The organism is Caballeronia sp. INML2 (genome assembly GCF_023631365.1).
In the GTDB taxonomy this organism is placed as follows: domain Bacteria; phylum Pseudomonadota; class Gammaproteobacteria; order Burkholderiales; family Burkholderiaceae; genus Caballeronia; species Caballeronia turbans.
This window is the reverse complement of sequence record NZ_JALQDH010000074.1, coordinates 1-20,839: the sequence shown is the minus strand read 5'-3', so window position 1 is coordinate 20,839 and position 20,839 is coordinate 1. Positions and strand designations below refer to the sequence as shown.

Here is a 20,839-nt window from a genome sequence, read left to right as displayed (position 1 = left end):
GAGATCAGCGGGATTGCAGGCGGTGGGCGCGCTTTGCGTCAGCGCCCCTTTTTTTGAGATAGTAGCCGATTCCGAGAACGGCCAGCCAGGCGGGGATCAGATAGACGGACAGGCGCAGGTCCGGAATCTCGTACATGACCCACGCGATGCCCGCGAGAAATGCGAGCACGATGTAATTCGTGAACGGATGGCCGAAGCTCCGAAACGATGTCGTCTCGTTGCTCGCGCGCTTTTGCCGGCGAAACATCAAGTGGATGATGCTGATCATCGCCCAGTTGATGACGAGCGCCGACACCGCGAGGCCCATCAAAAGCCCGAACGCGCGCCCCGGAATCGCGTAGTTGATGACGACGCACGCCGCCGTGACGATCGCCGACACCGCAAGCGCCGCGAGCGGAATGCCGCGCCCGCTCACGTTCAGCAGCGCGCGCGGCGCGTTCCCCTGCTGCGCGAGGCCGTAGAGCATGCGGCTGTTCGCATACACGCCGCTGTTGTATACGGACAGCGCGGCCGTCAGCACGATCACGTTGAGCCCGTTCGCGACGAGTGTGCTGTTCATATCGCGGAAGATCAGCACGAACGGGCTGCCGCCGGTCGCCACCTTGTCCCACGGATACAGCGCCAGCAGCACGCCGAGCGCGCCGACATAGAAAATCAGGATGCGATAGATGACCTGATTGGTCGCGCGCGGAATGCTGCGCGACGGATCTTCCGCTTCCGCCGCCGTGATGCCGACGAGCTCCAGCCCGCCGAACGAAAACATGATCACGGCCATCGACATAACGAGCCCGCTCACGCCGTTCGGAAAAAAGCCGCCGAGCCGCCAGAGGTTCGTGACGCTCGCCTCCGGTCCGGCCTTGCCCGACGCGAGCAGATAGCCGCCGAACAGGATCATCCCGACGATCGCGGCCACCTTCACGATCGCGAACCAGAATTCCGTTTCGCCGTAGGACTTCACGCTCGTCAGGTTGATCGCATTGACGATGACGAAGCACCCGAGCGCCGATATCCATGTCGGCAGCCCCGGCCACCAGTACTGCATGTAGATGCCGACGGCGGACAGCTCCGCCATGCTCACCAGAATGTAAATGGCCCAGTAATTCCAGCCGGAGATGAACCCGGCGGCGTGGCCCCAGTACTTGTCGGCGAAATGGCTGAAGGAACCGGCGACCGGTTCGTCGACGATCATCTCGCCCAGCTGCCGCATGATGAAAAACGCCATCAGCCCGGCGATCGCGTAACCGAGCAGCACGGACGGCCCGGCGAGCTTGATGGTCTGTGCGACGCCGAGAAAAAGCCCGGTGCCGATCGCGCCGCCGAGCGCGATCAGCTGGATGTGGCGGCTCTTCAGCCCGCGCCTGAGTTCGTGTTGGGATGCTTCGTTTGTCTTGCCTGAAACCATGTCGATGCCTGCATGAACCGCAAAATTACCCGCTCGTTTGACGGGACGATCGACCGCGTCGTTTCGTCCGACTTTTCCGCGCTTCTAATCAGATAAAAAGTGTTGTTTTTTCGTGCGGATGACCCCACAGGCCGCTGCAAAAAAGGCCGATTATCTGTCGACGGATCTGCGATTTTACCGCCCGGCGACCCCAGAAGCCTTGATGGGCGGACCTACCGCAGCGCGCGTCCCGGACCTGAGCGCCGCACAACAAACGAACTGAGGCCGAAATCAGGGGTTGTTCGGAGGATTGCCCGGCGCGCATCGGCGGGAGAATCGCATCATCCACTCACAACGGGGTCGCCATGTATCAGACGATGGAAGGAAACGCCAGGCCGCATCGAACGGCGCAGTGTTTCACTGAAGGATCGCAGGACAGCGCGGCGGCGACGCAAGCCGAATTGCTGCACGCGCTGCAGGCGGCGTCGGACAACATCATGCGCCTCGCGGGCAAGTTGCGCGGCGAGCGCGATGCAACCGACGACGACGCCGTGACCATCACCGAGCAGCATGCGCTCGCGCAACAGCTGATCGGACGCTTGCTGGCGCTGCCCGCGTCGCAGGCGTAACGGACCAACAGGGCCAGCGCGGGCGGCACGAGCCCCCCGCGCTCGGAGCATCGGGGAGAAGGAAAATGAGCTACTTGACGATCATCGCCGCGGTCTGGGGAATTTGCGCGGTCTGCGCGGTGCTGTTCATCCGCGGCGCGGCGCAGCGCAATCATGAACCGCTGCGTGAGCAGCGCGACCGCGAGCCGGCGGCGCATGCGTCGAAGGATTTCAGCCGTCCGGTCTGACCCGGTGACTCCGGCGAGGCGCCCATGCGCCTCGCTGGAAAAACATCAGAAAGCAGTGCCCAGCCTTACTTGCCCGCGTCGATCGCCGCGACCGCCGCGCGCAAGCCCAGCAGATAGCTGTCCACGCCGAAGCCCGAAATCTGCCCCTTGGCGATTTCCGCAAATACCGATTTGTGGCGGAATTCTTCCCGCGCGTGCACGTGCGACATGTGCACTTCGATGACCGGTGCGCTCAGAATGGCGAGCGCATCGCGGATCGCGTAGCTGTAGTGGGTCCACGCGCCGGCGTTGATTACGATCGCATCGACCTTTTCCTCGAACGCGCGATGAATGCGCGAGCACATTTCGCCTTCGATATTCGTCTGGTAGCACTCCACGTCCACGCCCAGCTCCTTGCCCAGCGCGGCCATTTGCTCGTCGATTTGCGCGAGCGTCGCCGTGCCGTACTGTTTCGGGTCGCGCTTGCCGAACATGTTGAGGTTGACGCCGTGCAGCGTCAGGATCTTTGCCATGTGATTTCCTTGAACTGGATGGGGGAATTGAAGAGATTCAGGCGGTCTCGACGATCTCGCCGCTCGTGGCGGCGCGCGCGATGGCCTCGGTGATCCGCAGATTCTGCAGCCCGTCGCGCGCGCTGACAATAGGCTCGGCTTCCCCGCGCGCCACGCGCCCGAAATGTTCCATCTGACGCGCGAGCGGATCGTCGCGCTGCATTGGCACGATGCTTTCCTCGAACGGCTTCCACCATGAGCGCTCGCCCGCTGCGGCGTAGGACTTGAGACGCATCGTGGGGACGGAAAGCGAGCCGAAGGTGCCCGCGATCACGTAGCAGTCTTCATCGGGATAGGTCGAATATGCCTTGTTCTCCTGCGAGGTCTGCTCCCAGCTGCGCGGGGACGCGGCCGTGTCGGACAGCATGAACGTGCCGAGCGCGCCGCTCGCGAAGCGCAGATTGACCGCGACGGTATCCTCGACGGCAAAGCCGCGCGTCGCGTGCGAAGCGAATGCCTGCACCGCGACGATCTCGCCGCACAGCATGCGCAGGTTGTGCACTTCGTGGATCATGTTCAGCAGGATCGGCCCGCCGCCCGGCTCGCGGCGCCACGGCGCACTCGCGTAATACTCGTCGGGCTTGAAGAACACCGCGCTGCCCATCACCGCGACGAGCTTCCCGAGCCGTCCTTCGTCGATCACCTGCTTCGCGCGCGCCATGATCGGGCTATGCGCGCGATGATGGCCGATCAGCACTTTCACGCCCGAGCGTTCGATTTCATCGACGAGCGCCTGCGCTTCTTTCACAGTCGGCGCGACAGGCTTTTCCAGCAACGTCGGCACGCCGGCCGCGAGGCAGATGCGCGCGTGCTCCACATGCAGCTGGTTCGGCGTGGCGAGCACGATGCCGTCCGGGCGATCCTTCGCGAGCAGTTCATCGAGCGTTCTGTAGAGCGGCACGCCCGCTTTCTCCGCGATGGCCGCCGCCGGCGCCGGATCGACGATGGCGCTAAGCGTGCACGTCGCGCTCGCCTGCGCGACGCCCATGTGCGCCTGGCCGATATAGCCTGCGCCGGCCACCGCGATGCGTGTTTTGGCTGAGTCAGTATTCACTTGAATTCACCGGGTCGATAAAAAATAGCGCGTGCGAGGACACGCGGACGGCGCGGGTTGCGCGCCGCCGTGAGAAAAACAATCGGGGAAATGAGGCTCAGGAAGCGCGCGCGTTCGCGACCGATTCCGCGCGCAAGCGCTCGTACTCGGACTTCTCGACCGGCCGTGCGTCCTGTTCGCCGAGCTGGCTGAGCGGAATGCGGTACGTCTCGCGCGCGCTCCAGGCGGCCACGGCGGCGATGATCGTGACCGCGAGCGTGATCGAGCCGATGATGAGCGGAATGTTCGTCGCTCCGGGCGGCGCGACGGTGGCGAAGAGCGCGGGCAGGAGCGCCGTGATCGTCGTGCCGACATTCTGCGCGATCGCCATCGCGGACACGCGGGTGCGCGTCGGGAAGAGCTCCGGGTAGAAGCTCGGGAAGATCGCGTTATAGCCCTGATAGACGATGCCCCACATCAGCAGCGACGCGGCGATCGCCAGGCCGACGCTGTGAATGCTGATCGCATAAAGATACAGATACGACAGCAGCCCCGACGCAATCGCACCGACGATGATCGGCGGCTTGCGCCCGATCTTGTCGGAGAGATTGCCGACGAACGGAATCACCAACACGGCGAGAATGTTGCCGACGACCGGAATCCACAGATACACGCTCTTGTGAAAGCCGACGCCGTAAGCCGGCTGCACCGCGTACGCCGCGCCGAAAATGGTCGCGACCACGGGAATCACGTTCATCAGCGCCATGCAGACGACGCGGATCATGTCGGCGAGGTTGTACTTGAAGGCATCGACGATCGGCGAGCGCGGCACCGCGCCCTTTTCGCCTTCCTTCTCGAACGCAGGCGTCTCGTGCACTTCGCGGCGGATGATGTAACCCGCGACCAGCACGATTGCCGAGAGCAGGAACGGAATACGCCAGCCCCACGAGTTGAACGAATCCTCGGGCATGAAGTACGCGAGCGGCAGGAACACGGCGGCGGCGAGAATCTGGCCGGCCTGCACGCCCTGCAGCGTGAAGCTCGCGAAGTAGCCGCGCCGCCCGAACGGCGAGTGTTCGAGAATCATCGAACTCGCGCCTGAGATTTCACCCGCGACCGCGAAGCCCTGGACGAGCCGCAGAATCACGAGCAGCGCCGGCGCGAGCATGCCGACGCTGTGATACGTCGGCAACAGGCCGACGGCCATCGTCGAGAAGCCCATGAGGAACATGCACAGCACGAGCACGGTCTTGCGGCCGTGCGTGTCGCCGTAGTGGCCGAGCACGAACGCGCCGATCGGCCGCGCGACATAGCCCACGCCGTAGGTTGCGAGCGACGCGACGATCGCCACTTTCGGATTTCCCGACGGAAAGAAAAGCTGCGGGAAGATCAGCGCTGCGGCTTGCGCGTAGATAAAGAAGTCGTAGTACTCGAGCGCCGAGCCTATCCACCCGCTCGCGGTGGCTTTCTTCGTCTGCTTCCGGTGCTCGGCGTGCGACTCGCCTGGCGCGCCGGGAGGAAGAGAGTTCGTGTCCATGACGTCTCCATTTATGTTTCGCACGACGGTTTCTGTGGCCATCTTTACGACGACGCTGCGCTTTCGTTCTTCATCGACGACGCCCGCGCAAGGGGCGCGCGCGGACGTTCGTCCATCATCGCCTCTGAATCGAAAGCTTTCGATGAGGCAAAACCCGCGCGCCGGCGTCTGACTGCAAGGATTGAGCGCAAGATTACTATGTCCGCCGGCTAGCATAATCCAGCGCGGAGGAAAGTCAGAATGCGCTCCGGGCGAATAATCGGCGGCGCCGCGCATGCGCAGCGTCGAGCCCGTGCCTAAAGTATGTGCACACGCGGCCGTATACACGAGTACCGGCGGCGACGGCATCGCCGCCCGCGGTTTTTCGTCCTCTCGCTGGCCCCGGTCTTCCGTATGTCAGGCAATCCGTCCTTGATCGATTCGATTCTGGCCACGCCGGCGACAGAGAACGGGCGCATCACGACCGCCATTCGCGCGTCGCTGCTGTCGACACTCGTCGAGGACGTCCGCCCGCTTCTGCTGTCCGGCATTTCCAGCGCCTTCGTCGCGATGATCGCGCTCGGCCGTCAACAGGCGGTCTGGGCGATGCTCTGGGTCGCCGCCGACGCGCTCCTGCTCGCCGTGCGCCTGTCGATCGTGTGCCGCTACCGTGCGCTGAGCCGCCCGGTCGCGCCGCATCCCGGCCCGTGGGCGGGGCGCTACGCACCGTTCGCGCTCGCGACGTGTCTCGTGTCCGGCCTCGGCGCGATGGCCTGCGTGATTTCCGGCGACGCCGTGCTCGCCTCCCTCGCGATCATGGTGACGGCGGGCCTGCTCGGCGGCATTGCGTCGCGCAACGCGGGCACGCCGCATCTGGCGATCGCGCAGGTGTGCCTCGGCGCGCTGCCGATCGGCGTCGGCGGCCTGTTCGGGCCGGCCGGCTACTGGATTCTCCTGCCGCCGCTCTTTCTTTATATCGGCGCGATGTGCGCGGTCGTGCAGCGCCACTACTCCGGCCTCGTCGCGCTGATGACCGCCGAGCAGGGCCATGCCGAAATCGCCGCGCGCTTCGACGCGGCGCTCGCGCATATGCCGCACGGTCTGTGCACCGTGGATGCGTCGGGCAAGGTGGTGATCGCGAATCGCAAGGCGGCGGAGCTGTTCGGCGCGACCGTCGAAATGCTGCGGCTGAACGTGTCCTTGCCCGAGTTCATCGGCTACGTGGGCGTGGCGAAGTTCGGCGAGACGCTGCGCGCACAGTTCTCCGAGCGCTGCGCGCAATGGCTCGAGGCGGGCAAGCTGCCGCTCGATCTGCCGCTGCGCGACGGCCGGCTTCTGGAGCTGAGCCGCAACCCGGTGCCGGACGGCAGCGCGGTGATCATCATCGAGGACGTGACGGAGCGCCGCAAGGCCGAGGCGAAGATCCTGCACTGGGCGCATCACGATTCGCTCACGGGCCTGCCGAACCGGCGCTATCTCGGCGATCATGCCGAGCGTCTGATGGCGGGCGGCGCCGGCCGCGAAAAGGTGATGGTGATGTACGTCGATCTCGACGGCTTCAAACGCATCAACGACACGCACGGCCATAACGCGGGCGACGACCTGCTGAAGCTCGTCGCCGATCGCCTGCGCAACGCGATGCGCCGCGGCGAGCTGGCCGCGCGTCTGGGCGGCGACGAATTCGCGATCGTCGCGACGTACATCGCGGATGCGTCGAACACCGCTTTCGCGCGCAAGATCATCCGCGAACTGTCCGCGCCCTACGCGCTCTCGTGCGGGCTGACGGTGCGCGTGGGCGTGAGCGTCGGCATCGCGCTCGCCCGTCCGGGCGAAGTGTTCGAAAGCGCGTTGAAGCGGGCCGATGCTGCGCTCTATGAAGCGAAATCGGAAGAGCGCGGCGGATTTCGGTTTTCCGGCCGCGACGGCGATGCGGTGGCCAACGACGAGCAGGCCGTCGCCGCGCTGGGCGAGCGCGGCCGCGCGTGGTAGCGCATCACACGTTGGTATGAACGCGCCGAGCCCTTCGTAGAATGGCCGGCGCGCGTGCGCTTCTCTAAGCTGACGTCATGGTCACGCACTGGGAGCGCATCATGGCCGATACATCGACACGCAGGCTGTTATCGGGCTGCGCCGCCGTGCTGGCGTTCGGCACGTGGTATTCGCTGAACGCGCCGCATGACTGGAGCGCGCTCCCTCGCGCCGGTTGCGACACGGAGTTGCCGCTGGAGCGGATCGCGCTCGACGAAGAAGCGGCACCGGCGATCAAAACGCCGCTGCGATAACCGCGCTCACGGCCGTTGCGCCCGCGACGGCGTCGATGCGCCCTGCGGCATCTTCACGCCGAGCGCTTCGGCCTTCAGCACGAGATCGGCGAGCGAGCGCGCCGCCATCTTCTTCATCGCCTGGCCGCGATGAATCTTCACCGTGATCTCGCTCAGGTTCATCTCCGCCGCGATCTGCTTGTTCATCAGACCCGACACGACGAACGCCATGACCTCGCGCTCGCGCGGCGTTAGCGATTCGTACGAGCGGCGCAGGTCCGCGACGGAGCGGCTCGCCGCGCGCCGTTCCTCGTCGGCTTCCAGCGCCTGCGCGACGGCATCGAGCATGTCCTGATCGCGGAACGGCTTCGCGAGAAAATCCCGGGCGCCCGCCTTCATCGCCTTCACGGTCATCGCGATGTCGCCGTGCGCCGTCATGAATACGATCGGCAAGCCGACCTGGCTCGCGGCCATCTGCTCCTGCACGGCGAGCCCGCTCTGCCCTTTCAGCCGCACGTCGAGGATCAGGCAACTGGGCACCTCGGGCATGTCATACGCAAGGAACTCGTGCGCGGACGCGAACGTCATCACGTTCAGGCCGACCGAGCGCAGCAGCATGCGAAGCGCGTCGCGCATCGATTCGTCGTCGTCGACCACGTAGACCATCGCGGCGTTCGTTTTCGCGTCCGCGCCCTTGTCAATGCTCATCGTCTCCCCCCTGGTTTTCGGGCAGCACGAAGCGCAAGCGCGCGCCGCCTTCATCGGGCGACTCCGCCCATATCCTGCCGCCGTGCGCCTCGATGATCGAACGGCAAATCGACAAACCCATGCCCATGCCTTCGGCCTTCGTCGTGAAAAACGCGTCGAAAAGACGGCGCGCGCTGTCGACGCTGATGCCCGTGCCGGAATCCTGCACGGTGATCTGCGCGTAGCCTTCGTCGCTCGGGCTCGCGCCCGTCGCGACACGCAGCACGCGCGGCCCGTTCACGCCGGACATCGCCTGCGCGGCGTTCATCATCAAGTTGATGAGCACCTGCTGCAACTGCACGCGATCGCACCGCACGGTAGGCGAAGGCGTCGCGAGCTCCGTTTGCACTTCCACGCGATGACGTCCGAGCTCGCGCCGCACGAGTTCGATCGTCTCCCCGACGATCTCGTTCACGTCCAGCGTCGCGGGCTGGCTGTCGCGCTTTCTCGCCATCGCGCGAATGCGTGCGATGACCTCGCTCGCGCGCCTCGCGTCGCGAATCATCTGCGTGATCGATTGCTGCGCTTCCGCGATTTCGGGTTGCGCGCGGTTGAGCCAGCGCAGGCCGGCATCGCCGCTCGTGACGATCGCGGCCATCGGCTGCGTGACTTCGTGCGCAATGGACGCCGCCAGTTCGCCCAGCATCGTCACGCGCGTGACGTGCGCGAGTTCGGCGGTCGAACGCGCGAGCGCTTCCTGGGCGAGCTTGGTGTCGGTGACGTCCATCAGCGCGCCGACGTATTCGTCGCCATCCGCTTCGGTCGATGCGCGATGGGCGACGAAATGCACATGCTTGACCGACCCGTCCGGCAACAGAAGCCGATGCTCCACGTCGATGTCGCACACGCCGCCGATCGCGGCTTCATGCGCGCCGCGCACGATCCCGATGTCGTCGGGATGCGTGCGCGCGAGAATCGCTTCGACGGACGGCTCGACATCGCGCGGGTAATCGAAGATGCGGTACGCCTCGTCGGACCACCACATCGTGCCGGCGGGCAGGCGCGTCGCGATGCTGCCGGTGCGCGAAAGACGCTGCGCGTCGAGCAGAAACGCCTCGCTGCGCTTGAGCGCATCGCGCTGGCGCTGCAATTCCGCTTCCATGCGCTTGCGCTGCGTGATGTCGTTGCTCGTCGCAAGCACGGCGCACGGCAGGCCTTTCGCGTCGCGCAGCAACGCGGCCCGGCTCGCGATCACGATCTCGCTGCCGTCGTGCCGCACGCGCGTGATCTCGCCGTCCCATCGCCCCGAGCGCAGCAGTTCCGCTCGAATCTGCGCGTGCGGCACGGGCGAGTTCGACTGTGTCATGCTATGAATCGGCTGGCCGATCGCCTGTTGCGCCGAGTAGCCGTATAGCACTTCGGCGCCGCGATTCCAGAAGGTGATTCGCTCGTTCATGTCGTGCGCGACGATCGCGTCGTGCGCAAGATTGAGCAGTTCGAGCTGCTCCTGCATCTTGGTCGTCGTGGCCAGATTGCGCAGCGACAGAATGGCGGTCGTGCCGATCGCGAGCAGGCTCACCGCGCAGCGCGCGAGCGCGCCGCCCGACACGTTTTCGTCGTGCGAGAGAACGAAGCCGACGAGCGTCAGCACGACGCAACCCCACGCCGTCGTGACGGTCGCGGTGCGATTGCCCGTCGATGCGACGAGCAGCACGACGACGACATACAGCACCGCGATGGCGATATCGAGTGGTGTGAGCGCGTCGATCAGAAAGACGACGAGCGCAATGGCCGCCGCTAGGATCGACACGATGCGGGTATCGTGACGCACCGCGCGCGGCGCGCTCTGGAATGTCTCCATCACGGCCGGTCGGACGCCGGCGAATGGAAACGAACGACGAACGAGACAGGCGGCATGGTCATTGAGCGTTCGAGAAGCGTTCGTTGAAAACATCGCGGCCTGCGCGCGGCAGACAGAACCATGCGCGCCAGCCGGATGACGCCATGAATTCTATTCCTTCCAAAAACCTTGCTTGATGCGTTCCAGGCAATCGGCGACGACGGTTCCATCGACGGGCTTGCTGAGAAAACACACCGCGCCGCCGTCGAGCGCCTGACGGCGCGCGGCATCGGACGCGAACGCGGTGATGAACATGATCGGCACGCCCGCTTTCAGTTCGCGCAGGCGCTGCTGAAGTTGAAGGCCGGACATGCCGGGCATGTTGAGATCGGTGATGATGCACGCGAGGCCCTCGAGTGGATCGGCGTCGAGGAACGACTCCGCCGACGGATACAGGCTGACCTCCCAGCCGAGCGAGCGCAACAGGCTGGAGGAGGCGACGCGGACGGATTCGTCATCGTCGATCACGGAAACTCTGGAAGGCGATTGCAAGGGCGTTGTCCTGGACCGTGCGTGAATATCGGCGGGCATGGGACGGGTCCACCGCCTCGATGGAACTCATCTTACGCACGCGGCAACGGCCGCGAAATCATATGTACGTATAGCTTGAGGCCTCCGCTTTCATCCAGGCATTCGTCGGACGATACCGGCGCGCAGGGCGTGTCGAGCGCGTTACGCGCGAACCCCGTATAGTCCCGTTCTGCCACTCCGGGAACCCACATGTCGACTCCAACATCGAGCGCGCTCGACGGCGGCAAGCACGTCGAGCTCACGCGCGGACTGATCGCGCTCTTCGCGTTCTGCTGCGGCGCGATCGTCGCGAACCTGTACTATGCGCAGCCGATCACCGAGCTGATCGCGCCCGATCTGCACATGGCGGGCGGCACGGCGAGCCTGATCGTGTCGCTTACGCAGATAGGCTATGCGCTCGGTCTGTTTTTCATCGTGCCGCTCGGCGATCTGCTCGAAAACCGCAAGCTCATGATCGCGACCGCGCTCGTGTCGATCGCGAGCCTCACGGCGGCCACGTTCACGCACACGCCCGGCTGGTTTCTCGTGATCTCGCTCTTGATCGGCTTTTCGTCGGTGGCGGTGCAGATCCTGATTCCGCTCGCGGCGCATCTCGCGCCGGACGAATCGCGCGGCAAGGTGGTCGGCACCATCATGAGCGGACTGTTGCTCGGCATTCTGCTGTCGCGGCCGATATCGAGCCTCGTCGCGGGCCACTTCGGCTGGCGCGCGATGTTCGGCGCGGCCGCCGTGCTGATGATCGGCATCACGACCGTGCTCGCGCTGACGATCCCGCGCCGCCAGCCGAGCCATCAGGCGACGTACTTCGAATTGATCGGCTCGCTCGGCCACCTCGTGCGCACGATGCCGGTGCTGCGTCATCGCTCGCTGTATCAGGCGCTGATGTTCGCGTCGTTCAGCCTCTTCTGGACCGGCATTCCTGTCGAACTGACGCGGCACTACGGGCTCACGCAGACGGCTATCGGCATCTTCGCGCTCATCGGCGCGACGGGTGCGACGTCCGCGCCCATCGCCGGGCGTCTCGCGGACGCGGGCCACACGGTGCGCGCGACCTTCATCGCGCTGATTCTCGCGGCGCTCGCGTATCTGCCGATCGTGATACATCCGGCATGGGGCATCGGCGCGCTCGTCGTGACGGGCATCGTGCTCGATTTCGCCGTGCAGATGAACATGGTGCTCGGCCAGCGTGAAATCTACGCGCTGCACGCCGCGAGCCGCAACCGCCTGAACGCCATATACATGACGAGCATCTTCGTGGGCGGTGCTTTCGGCTCGGCGTTCGCAAGCCCGCTGTACGAGCGCGGCGGCTGGATGCTCGTCGCGACCGTCGCCACGGTGTTTCCGCTCATCGCGCTGGCGCATTTCATCCTGATCGGCCGGCGTCATTCGGCCCGAACCTATACACAAGGATAGGCGGCCCTGTATCCACGGCTGATGGCGCGAAGCGCTTCGCGAACGTATCTTCATTCCATCGTTGACATGATCGGAATCGGAGGCGAAGCGGATATGGACAAGCTCTTCAGCATTCGGGTGTTCTCACGCGTCGCCGAAACCGGCAGCTTCAGCGGCGTCGCGAAAGATATGGATTGCAGCGTGGGCATCGTGTCGCGGGCAATCGCCTCGCTCGAAGACGGCCTGCACACGCGGCTCCTGCAGCGCACGACGCGCCGCGTGTCGCTCACCGACAGCGGCGAGCGCTACTACCGCAAATGCAGGAAGATCCTCGCCGACATCGACGCCGCCGACGCCGAAGCGAGCGATGCCGCCATGATCCCGCGCGGCCGCCTGCGCGTGCACGCGGCGCCCGATCTGGGCCTCGCGCAGTTGATGTCGACGATCGTCGAATACCGGCGCGCGCATCCGCAAGTGACGGTCGATCTGAAGCTGCTGGCGGGCATGCCGGACCTCGTGCAGGAACAATTCGACGTATCGGTGCTGTCGGCCGCCTCGCTGCCCGATTCGGGCAACGCGTACCGCATCGTCGGGCGCTTTCAGCGTGTGCTGGTCGCGGCGCCGGCGTATCTCGGGCGACACGCGGTGGAGTCCATCTCCGATCTGCCGATGCACGCGCTTACGCGCATCAACGCGCCGTTCGCGCATCCGTGCGACTGGCATGCGGAACTCGCCTCCGGGGTCACCGCCAGCATCGACCAGATCGTGGTCAACGACGCCGGGGCGATTCGCGTCGCGCTTCTGGCAGGCGCGGGCGTCGGCGCGATGCCGCATTACTTCGTCGCCGACGACATCAGGGACGGCCGGCTCGTGCGCCTCTTTCCCGACTATCCGCTGATGAGCGCGAGCGTATATGCGGTGTATCCGTCGCGTCAGCACGTGGACGCGAAGATCAGGACGTTCGTGGATTTTCTGGCGACGTCGCTGAAGGACAAGTTCGATGCGGCGCCGTCGGCAAGCGCGCCGCATGTCATGGCTCAGGAAGTCATGGCTTAGGAATGCGGATGCGGCTGATCATCAACGAGCCGGAAATCGCGTAGATCAGCACGAGCGGATGCAGCGTGAAACCGCCGACGCGCCACGTGCCGAGCCACATGCTCTCGCCGATCGCGCCGGACCATGCGCCGATGGTCAGCAGCAGCACGATCACGAAGGACGTGGGAATCGGTGTGCCTTCGAAATGGGTGACCTTGCCGCCGCCGCCCGACATCTCTTCGGTCGTCACGTTGTAGCGCGCGAGACGCGACACGCCGCACGCGACGAAGTACGCCAGAACGATGCGGTCGTACAGCCCGCGCATGCCGAAGCCATAGCCGATGATCGCCGGCGCGACGCCGAAGGAGATCACATCGGCGAGCGAATCCAGTTCCTTGCCGAGCAGCGACGCCTTCTGACGCCAGCGCGCGATGCGGCCATCGAGCACGTCGAAGACGAGCGCGGCGAACACGAGCGCGCAGGCGAGATAGATATGCAGCACGTCGGAATCGTCGAGATAGGACATCGACGAGAACAGCGCGCCCGTGCCGCACACCGCGTTACCCAGCGTGAACCAGTCGGCCAGGTGGAAATCGCGGATCATCGAGAATCGTTTCATTCGTTTCTGTCTTCGTGACGTTCGGCGGCACCGACGACCAGCGCCGCAAGGCTGTCAAGTCTATCATCGCGCCCTCTTTGCAAAGCACTCCGCATGCCCGCAAACCTGTACGCGAACGTACAGGTTTGCGTTATACTGCGGCATCGATCTGCCCCTCCGGTGCCGTCATGTCCGCGACCAAGCCCGCGCTCCTCACCATCCGCGACGCCGCCGTGCGCCTGCAAGTCACGCCGCGCACGCTCAAGTATTACGAAGAGCGTGGCCTCGTCACGCCCTCACGCAGCGAAGGCCGGTACCGGCTCTACAGCGAGCAGGACCTGGAACTGTTCGCGCGCATCCTGCGGCTGCGTTCGCTCGGATTCTCGCTGCAGGGCATCGTCGAGATGCTGAAACGGCCGATGGAAACGCAAGGCGAAGGCCGTACCGGCTATTCGGCTTCGTCGCTGCGGGAGATCGAGCAGGCGCTGTCGCAGCAGATCGAATCGGTCGATGCGCGCATCGCCGCCGTGCGCCGCGAACTGAAGGAAGCGCAGGCGGTGCGCAGCGAACTCGCCAGCGACCTCGATTATTTGCGGCGCAGAATCGCGGGCGAAAGCAAGGAAGTGCTGCTGGAAGAACGCCTGGCCGCGCGCAAGCGGCGCAAGACGCAGCGCGCCGAGGATGCGGGCGAATGACGCAAGCGCCATATCGGCAGACAAAGCCGGTCGCGGAACGTTTTCCCGGCGATCTGTTTGCGTGGGCTATCGCGCTCGCCACCGGGCTCGACTACTTCGACAACTCGGTCTTTTCATTCTTCACGAGCTATATCGCGGGCGGCGTCAATGCATCGTCCGATGAACTCGTGTGGGCGTCGAGCGCGTATGCGGTAGCGTCCGTGCTCGGCATCCTGCAGCAGCAATGGTGGATCGAACGGCTCGGCAATCGGCGCTATATCGCGGGATGCCTGTTTCTGTTCGCGGCGGGTGCGGTGGCGGCGACGCTATCCGAATCGGCCATCGAGCTGGCGCTCGCGCGCGGCTTTCAGGGCTACTTCATCGGCCCGATGATGAGCGCCGCGCGCATCCTCATTCAGACGCGCTTTACGCAAGAGACGCGCCCCGCCGCGACGCGCCGCTTTCTCAACATGATCCTGCTCGGCACTGCGCTCGCTCCCTTGTGCGGCGGCTATCTGGTCGCATCGCTCGGCTGGCGCGCGCTCTTCTCGTGCACCGCGTTCGCGGGCGTCGCGCTCGGCATGCTGGCGTTCGTCGCGGTGCCGTCCACGGGCCGCGTACATCCCGAGGCGCGCGGCGAAGCGCACTTCTGGCCGTACATCATCTTCGCGTTTGCGCAGGGCGCGCTGCAGATCGTCATGCAGCAAGTGCGTTTCGAGCTTTTCAGCACGTCGCCCGAGCTCATCGTGCTGACTGTTGCCGGGCTGCTGTCGCTCGGCTGGTTCATATGGCATCAGTGGCATCATCCGAAGCCGCTGTTGCGGCTGCATGCGCTGCGTGAAAAGACGTTTCAGGTGGGCATCGTGCTGTACATCGCGTTCTATTACATCAACAACGCGATGAGCTTTCTGGTGTCGCGCCTGCTCGAAGGCGGGCTCGGCTATCCGGTCGAAAACGCGGGGCGGCTCGTCGGCTTCACGTCGATGGTCTCGCTCGGCATGGCCGTCGTCTATTTCCGCTACGCGTCGCGCATCAGGCACAAGAAGTGGATGATCATGGCCGGCTTTCTGCTGGCCGCGTTCATCGGCACATGGATGATCGGCTTGCCGCCCGACGTGAGCATGCCATGGCTCATCGCGCCGATGGTCCTGCGCGGCATGCTGCTGCTCTTCATCGCGCTGCCGGTCGCGAACCTGACATTCCGTGTGTTCGCGGTCGAGGAGTACAGCCACGGTTATCGTTTCAAGAACATCGTCAAGCAACTGACGTATTCGTTCTCGACGGCGACCAACATCATTCTCGAACAGCATCGCGTCGCGCTGCATCAGACGCGGCTCGTAGAAACGGTCAACCCGTATGACCCGACGTTTCAGGGCGTATATCAGAGCCTGCTCGGCGCGTTCGAGCGCATGGGCCACAGCGCATCCGAAGCGAAGAGCCTCGCGCTCGTCGAGATCGGCCGCATCGTCACGCAGCAGGCGAACTTCCTCAGTTCGCTGGATGGCTTCTATTACATCATCGGCGTCGCACTGTGCGCGAGCGTGATCGCCGCATGGCAGAAGCGAATCGACTGATCCGTCTCAGAGCACATAAAAAGTGGACACACTCAGCAGCATGCGGATGTTCGCCCGCGTAGCCGAAGAAGGCAGTTTCACCGCCGCCGCGCAACGCATGAATATATCGACGGCCGCGACCTCGCGGGCCATCGCCGCGCTCGAAGCGCATCTGAATACGCGGCTCCTGCATCGGAGCACACGGCGCGTGATCCTCACCGAGGCGGGCAAGCGCTATCTGCAGCGCTGCGAGCAGATACTCGCGTGCGTCGACGTGGCCGAAGCCGAAGCCGCCGATGCACAGTTGCGCCCTTCCGGGCACTTGCGCATTCATGCATCGACGAGCCTCGGGCAGTCGTATGTCGTGCCCGCCATCGTGCGCTATCGGGAACGTCATCCGGCGGTGTCCGTCGATCTGACGCTGTCGCAGCACACGCCCGATATCATCGACGAAGGCTACGATCTCACCGTGCAGGCGAGCATCGCCGAGTTGCCGGATTCGAGCCTCGTCGCGCAGCGCCTCGGCACGGTGCATAGTGTGCTGTGCGCGTCGCCGGCGTACTTGCGCGGGCACGGCGAGCCGCGCACGCTTGCGGAGTTGTCGCGTCATCCGTGTCATCAACTCGTCTCGCCGCTCTTTCCGCGCGATGTCTGGACCTTCGAAGGCCCGAAGGGCACGGAGACCTTCGCGCTTGCGAAGACGAACTTCGGCGTAAATGTCGCGGGCGCGCTGGCGGTCGCGCTGCGCGAGGGCGTGGGCATCGGCGCGCTGCCGATGTCGACGGCGAGCAAGCTGCTCGAAAGCGGCGCGCTCGTGCGCGTGCTGCCTGACTATCGATTGCAGGCGCTCACGCTTTACGCGCTGTATCCGTCGCGGCAGTATCTCAATGCGAAGGTCAGGACGTTCGTCGAGTTCGTCAAGGACGTGGTTCCGCGGATACTGGAGAGCGATGCCGCTCATATCGATGCGCCGCGGGAGAGCTGACATTACAGCCTGAAGTTTTCCTTGATCGTGGCGATGAGCACGTCGATCGCGTCGCTTGCACGGCCGGTGCCATCCCGCATCAAAACGACTTCGTGATCGCCGATATGCGGAAGCATGTCCAGCACTCGCATATCTTCGCTGACGCGCGCGCGGTCGAGCAGCGTCACGGCAAGCCCCGACTCGACGCAGGTCTTGATGACCTGGCTCGACGCACTGTCGAGCACGACGCGCCATTTGCGCCCGGCACGCTCGAGCGCAGTCGTCATTGCCACACGATAGGGGCACGGCTCGCCGTATAACGCCAATGGAAGCGGGCGGTCCTCGGCCAGCACGAAGGTCGAACTCCCGACCCAGACCGGCGTGGTCATCGTCAGGACATCCGCCGGTCTGCTCGCTTTGACGGGTTGAACCAATAACGCGACGTCGAGCTTGCCGCGCGTCACCCAGTCCCGAAGCTTGAGGCTCGGTGCGGTTTTCACTTCCAGCACCACATTGGGCCAGCTGACCGCGAAGCCCGGAAGAATATCCCGGACGATATGCGCGGCATACTCGTCCGGCACGCCGAGCACGACGCGTCCCGCGAGCGTTTTTCCCTGAATTTCCCGCAGCACGCGGTCATGCGCGCTCAACAGCTCGCTCGTACCTGCAAGCAGCCGTTTGCCGAGCGCGGTCAGCGTGACGGACTGGTTGTCCCGGTCGAGCAGCCTGCCACCGGCGATGGCTTCGAGGCGCTGGATATGAATGCTGACCGCAGCCGGGCTTCTATGCACATGCTCGGCCGCCGAGCGAAATTTGCCGAGCCGGGCCACCGCATGAAAGGTGCGCAAGAGTTCGATATCGAGGACCGATTCCATGATGGTTCAACCGTATTGAACGACCTCATCAGTATATTTTGATTTTCTAATCGCCGATCGCAGACTACGCTGGACGCATGACAAAAGTTTCGCGACCCGGCCTTGCCTCGAATCCGCCTGCCATTGATGCGCTACGCCTGCCTTTGCCGGCATTGGAAGCGCTGATGGTCGTCGCGTGGAGTTCGGGCTTCGTCGGGATGCGATTTTCCACGGACTACGCGCCGATGTTTCTCGTCGTGCTGTGGCGTTGTGCGGTCATTTCGATCTGCCTGCTTCCCTTTGTCTTGCGGGAAATAATCGGCGCGCCGCCATCCGTGGTGGCGCGGCAGGCTGCAATCGGCTTGTTCGCGTTGGCAGGCTATATCGCAGGCGTTGGGAAGGGGATCGAGCTCGGCGTATCAGCGGGTCTTTGCGCGCTGATTGCCAATCTTCTGCCGGTTGGCACGGTCGTCATTTCATCCCTGGTTCTCAGGGAGCGCAACTCGGGCCGGACATGGGCCGGCATGGCGCTCGGGCTGGCCGGGGCAATCATGGTCAGTCATGACGCGTTGACCCTCGGCTCCGCTCCTCGTTGGGCATACGCCTTGCCGGTCGCGGGCATGATGTCGCTGGCGGTGGCCACGGTCTGGCAGCAACGGACCGCCTCTCGCACCGGCTCGCTGAGTCTCTTGTGTACTCTCTGGATACACTGCGTCGTGTCATGCCTCGTGTTCTTCTGTCTGCAGCGTTCGCAAGGGAGCGTGATGCCGATCGCGACCACCGGCTTCGCCGCCAGCGTTTGCTGGACGGCGGTCATCTCGACACTTGGTGGTTACGGGCTGTACTGGGTATGCCTGCGGCGGTCGTCGCCCGCACGCGTGTCGAGCGTCCTGTTCCTGAGTCCTTCGGTCACTTTCGTATGGGCGTGGGCACTATTCGGAGAGCCGCTCTCCTGGCCGATGCTCGGCGGAACGATAGTCTCCGGCCTGGGGATCGTCGTGATGACTCGACGGCCGCGCGACGGCCGCGCGGCTCGACAACTCTGAAGCCGCCAACTTTCCGCGCGGCCTCGACGCAATAACCGCTTCGGGCCGCACGTCAATCCGCCGATGGCTCGCACTCGCTGACGAAGGAAGATTTGGCGGCCGGCCGCTCCAGTGCGGCAAGGCGTTGCAGCGCTAACAGACCGAGCACGGCGAGCCCGCATCCCAACGTGAAGTCGGCGCTTACCCCGGCATGGTCGACAATCGAACCGCCCACTGCGGACCCGGCGGCGATGGCGACCTGAATGATGCTGACGAACATCGCCGAGCCCGCTTCGGGCATGTCCGCCGTGCCGTGCTGAATCCATACGCTGAAGCAGAGCGGCAGCGCGCCGAAGGCGACGCCCCAGAGCAGCATCCCTGCTGCTTCACCTACGATCGAATGGTCGAGCACCAGCATCGACGATATGGCGATCAGCAAGAGCAAGATCATCGCCGCGACGGACTTTTTCAGGTGGTTCGCAACCGCCATCGACATCAGCGCATTCGAAAAGAATCCCACCAGGCCGAATCCGAACAGCAGCAGCGTAATACCGCGCACGGAGAAATCCTGCTCCAGCAGCGGCGCGATGTAGGTGTATGTCGAGAAATGCGCTCCGAACACGAGCGCGACCATCAGCAGACTCCACCGGGTTTGCGGACGCCGAAGCAATGTTTTGAAATCGGAAACGCGCAGCGCCGACGCAGACGGCAGCGACGGCACGAGGAGCGCCTGTGCCGCAAGGGCGAGCGCCACGAGTCCCGCGGTCGCGGCGAACGAGGCTCGCCACGACGCGAACGAAGCGATGAACGTGCCGAGCGGCACGCCGATGACCGTTGCACACGTGACGCCCGTCAGAATGGTAGCGGTGGCCTTTGCGGCATCCTTCGGTTCGACGAGTCGGGGCGCAGCGGCCGTCGCCAAGGTCCAGAATCCACCCAGCGCGGCGCCGAGCAAGGCGCGGCCAGCGAGGAGAACCGGGAAACTCGTAGCGATTGCGCACAAAACGTTGGAGATCAAGAGCACTGCCGTCAACAGCAGAAATACGAAACGGCGGTCCATGCGTCCAGCACCGGCAATCAGCGCCGGCGCGAATATGGCGGCCATGATTCCAGGCATCGTCACCATCAAACCGGCAACGCCAGGCTTGACGCCGAGGTCGTGCGCAATCTGACTCAGAAGCCCGACCGGCAAGAACTCGGCCGTGACGAAGGCGAATGCGCTGACAGCGACCGCGACCACGGAAAGCCATTGGCGCAACGATGTGGTCCTTCCATATGGCGACGCTGATGTCGCAGGCGTATCAATTTGCATAATGACGAATCCGAGATTGAGCCTGCCACTCTATGCGGACTCCGGCGCGGGAAAAAGCATTGCGCCCTGAACAGACAAGCCGACGTGGACGAACAATCCCCGTATCGTGGTGCAAGAGCGTCGGCTGGAACCTCGGGGCGCAGTCGCGGCTCGCGACCTTGCATATCTGACTCCGTATGTGTCGTTGCTTCTCGCCGTACCGACCGACTCGCCCGGAAACGCTTGCAGGAGCGCCCGTGGCGAAGCCGGGCAGCTTGGGAGTACTCTAACGTTGCTGGACCTACATCTTTGGACGGAGACAGCACAATGCGCACCGCTTCAGAAGCAACGTCCGGCCTTGAAGGGCACACGCCCGAGTCGCTGCAAACGCTCGCCTCATACCTGGAAATATCTCTGGAAAAGGGTAAGTGCGTGGTCATGATGCGCCGCGATAAAGACATTTTCGCGGTGTACATCGGCAATCCCGCGGACGAGGACGTCAAATTGACGAGCCAGGGCACGGTTGCGACGGCGGTAGCAGAGGAAATACTTGAACTGACCCAGGTCGGGTTGAATCGGATGACAGTCGGCGATCAGACGTATCGCTTCTTTCGAAGCTTTACGCACGTCTCCGACGCTGGCGCGGTGGTATTTGCGCCGACCTAGTGTCTTGAGTTAAAAATTCGTTGCCTTATTTGCGTGATGTACTAACCTGGATTGCAGGGTTCGCAAATAAC

21 protein-coding genes are annotated in these 20,839 nt (G+C 64.3%); 11 read left to right on the top strand and 10 right to left on the bottom strand.

All coding sequences use genetic code 11. From position 1 onward, the window contains the following. Positions 1-4 precede the first annotated feature (4 nt). Complete coding sequence (locus tag NCT32_RS24955; protein ID WP_061116205.1) at positions 5-1,402, bottom strand: amino acid permease; 1,398 nt, start codon at positions 1,400-1,402, stop codon at positions 5-7. Between the two features lie 344 nt (positions 1,403-1,746). Between NCT32_RS24955 and NCT32_RS24950 the strand changes: the two genes are divergently transcribed. Together NCT32_RS24950 and NCT32_RS24945 are read left to right on the top strand one after the other, a co-directional pair. Then, positions 1,747-2,010 (top strand): hypothetical protein, encoded by a 264-nt coding sequence (locus tag NCT32_RS24950; RefSeq protein WP_061116204.1) that lies wholly within the window; start codon positions 1,747-1,749, stop codon positions 2,008-2,010. 74 nt (positions 2,011-2,084) lie between these two features. Next, complete coding sequence (locus NCT32_RS24945) at positions 2,085-2,237, top strand: hypothetical protein (RefSeq protein WP_250490634.1); 153 nt, start codon at positions 2,085-2,087, stop codon at positions 2,235-2,237. Between the two features lie 65 nt (positions 2,238-2,302). Here the strand turns inward: NCT32_RS24945 and aroQ are convergent, their stop codons facing one another. The 3 genes from aroQ to NCT32_RS24930 all read right to left on the bottom strand — a co-directional run bounded on the left by aroQ (position 2,303) and on the right by NCT32_RS24930 (position 5,358). Further along, the gene (gene aroQ, locus NCT32_RS24940; RefSeq protein ID WP_061116203.1) at positions 2,303-2,749 is read right to left on the bottom strand and encodes a type II 3-dehydroquinate dehydratase; all 447 of its coding nucleotides are present in this window, start codon (positions 2,747-2,749) and stop codon (positions 2,303-2,305) included. A gap of 37 nt (positions 2,750-2,786) precedes the next feature. Next, positions 2,787-3,842: a Gfo/Idh/MocA family oxidoreductase gene (locus NCT32_RS24935; RefSeq protein WP_311768196.1), complete on the bottom strand. Its 1,056-nt coding sequence runs from the start codon at positions 3,840-3,842 to the stop codon at positions 2,787-2,789. A 97-nt stretch (positions 3,843-3,939) separates the two neighbouring features. Further along, positions 3,940-5,358, bottom strand: a complete 1,419-nt coding sequence (locus tag NCT32_RS24930; protein ID WP_061116202.1) for an MFS transporter — start codon at positions 5,356-5,358, stop codon at positions 3,940-3,942. Between the two features lie 393 nt (positions 5,359-5,751). On the opposite strand from NCT32_RS24930, the gene NCT32_RS24925 reads away from it, so the two are divergent. Both NCT32_RS24925 and NCT32_RS24920 read left to right on the top strand, forming a co-directional pair. Then, positions 5,752-7,326: a sensor domain-containing diguanylate cyclase gene (locus NCT32_RS24925; protein WP_086960695.1), complete on the top strand. Its 1,575-nt coding sequence runs from the start codon at positions 5,752-5,754 to the stop codon at positions 7,324-7,326. Positions 7,327-7,403: 77 nt separating this feature from the next. Continuing rightward, positions 7,404-7,619 (top strand): hypothetical protein, encoded by a 216-nt coding sequence (locus tag NCT32_RS24920; RefSeq protein ID WP_061116201.1) that lies wholly within the window; start codon positions 7,404-7,406, stop codon positions 7,617-7,619. Positions 7,620-7,625: 6 nt separating this feature from the next. Here the strand turns inward: NCT32_RS24920 and NCT32_RS24915 are convergent, their stop codons facing one another. The 3 genes from NCT32_RS24915 to NCT32_RS24905 all read right to left on the bottom strand — a co-directional run bounded on the left by NCT32_RS24915 (position 7,626) and on the right by NCT32_RS24905 (position 10,677). Beyond that, a complete protein-coding gene (locus NCT32_RS24915; protein WP_061116200.1) occupies positions 7,626-8,306 on the bottom strand; it encodes a response regulator transcription factor in 681 nt (226 codons plus the stop codon). Further along, positions 8,296-10,146, bottom strand: coding sequence for an ATP-binding protein (locus tag NCT32_RS24910; RefSeq protein WP_061116199.1), 1,851 nt, complete (start codon positions 10,144-10,146; stop codon positions 8,296-8,298). Before NCT32_RS24910 ends, NCT32_RS24915 begins: the two co-directional genes overlap by 11 nt. Before the next feature lie 150 nt (positions 10,147-10,296). After that, positions 10,297-10,677 (bottom strand): response regulator transcription factor, encoded by a 381-nt coding sequence (locus NCT32_RS24905; protein WP_250477777.1) that lies wholly within the window; start codon positions 10,675-10,677, stop codon positions 10,297-10,299. A gap of 228 nt (positions 10,678-10,905) precedes the next feature. On the opposite strand from NCT32_RS24905, the gene NCT32_RS24900 reads away from it, so the two are divergent. Both NCT32_RS24900 and NCT32_RS24895 read left to right on the top strand, forming a co-directional pair. Next, the gene (locus NCT32_RS24900) at positions 10,906-12,129 is read left to right on the top strand and encodes an MFS transporter (protein WP_061116197.1); all 1,224 of its coding nucleotides are present in this window, start codon (positions 10,906-10,908) and stop codon (positions 12,127-12,129) included. A gap of 66 nt (positions 12,130-12,195) precedes the next feature. Beyond that, positions 12,196-13,164 (top strand): LysR family transcriptional regulator, encoded by a 969-nt coding sequence (locus NCT32_RS24895; RefSeq protein ID WP_250477776.1) that lies wholly within the window; start codon positions 12,196-12,198, stop codon positions 13,162-13,164. On the opposite strand, the gene pssA is transcribed toward NCT32_RS24895, so the two are convergent. Further along, positions 13,154-13,762 (bottom strand): CDP-diacylglycerol--serine O-phosphatidyltransferase, encoded by a 609-nt coding sequence (gene pssA / locus NCT32_RS24890; protein WP_061116196.1) that lies wholly within the window; start codon positions 13,760-13,762, stop codon positions 13,154-13,156. The two genes, NCT32_RS24895 and pssA, sit on opposite strands and share 11 nt — an antisense overlap. A 167-nt stretch (positions 13,763-13,929) precedes the next feature. Between pssA and NCT32_RS24885 the strand changes: the two genes are divergently transcribed. The 3 genes from NCT32_RS24885 to NCT32_RS24875 are packed head-to-tail and all read left to right on the top strand — an operon-like array spanning position 13,930 to position 16,953. Further along, the gene (locus tag NCT32_RS24885) at positions 13,930-14,436 is read left to right on the top strand and encodes a MerR family transcriptional regulator (RefSeq protein WP_061116195.1); all 507 of its coding nucleotides are present in this window, start codon (positions 13,930-13,932) and stop codon (positions 14,434-14,436) included. Further along, complete coding sequence (locus NCT32_RS24880; RefSeq protein ID WP_250490611.1) at positions 14,433-15,989, top strand: MFS transporter; 1,557 nt, start codon at positions 14,433-14,435, stop codon at positions 15,987-15,989. The genes NCT32_RS24885 and NCT32_RS24880 overlap by 4 nt, the downstream gene beginning before the upstream one ends. Before the next feature lie 22 nt (positions 15,990-16,011). Further along, positions 16,012-16,953 carry a LysR family transcriptional regulator gene (locus NCT32_RS24875; RefSeq protein ID WP_061116193.1) on the top strand — a complete coding sequence of 314 codons (942 nt, stop codon included), beginning with the start codon at positions 16,012-16,014 and terminating at the stop codon, positions 16,951-16,953. 2 nt (positions 16,954-16,955) lie between these two features. Here NCT32_RS24875 and NCT32_RS24870 read toward each other — a convergent pair whose 3' ends face one another. After that, positions 16,956-17,807 carry a LysR family transcriptional regulator gene (locus NCT32_RS24870; RefSeq protein ID WP_061116192.1) on the bottom strand — a complete coding sequence of 284 codons (852 nt, stop codon included), beginning with the start codon at positions 17,805-17,807 and terminating at the stop codon, positions 16,956-16,958. A gap of 77 nt (positions 17,808-17,884) precedes the next feature. Between NCT32_RS24870 and NCT32_RS24865 the strand changes: the two genes are divergently transcribed. Next, on the top strand, positions 17,885-18,832 hold the full coding sequence (locus NCT32_RS24865) for a DMT family transporter (protein WP_250477775.1): 948 nt from the start codon (positions 17,885-17,887) through the stop codon (positions 18,830-18,832). Between the two features lie 52 nt (positions 18,833-18,884). Here the strand turns inward: NCT32_RS24865 and NCT32_RS24860 are convergent, their stop codons facing one another. Beyond that, on the bottom strand, positions 18,885-20,123 hold the full coding sequence (locus tag NCT32_RS24860; protein ID WP_061116190.1) for an MFS transporter: 1,239 nt from the start codon (positions 20,121-20,123) through the stop codon (positions 18,885-18,887). A 306-nt stretch (positions 20,124-20,429) separates the two neighbouring features. Between NCT32_RS24860 and NCT32_RS24855 the strand changes: the two genes are divergently transcribed. After that, positions 20,430-20,768: a hypothetical protein gene (locus NCT32_RS24855; protein ID WP_061116189.1), complete on the top strand. Its 339-nt coding sequence runs from the start codon at positions 20,430-20,432 to the stop codon at positions 20,766-20,768. The last annotated feature ends 71 nt before the right edge of the window (positions 20,769-20,839 follow it).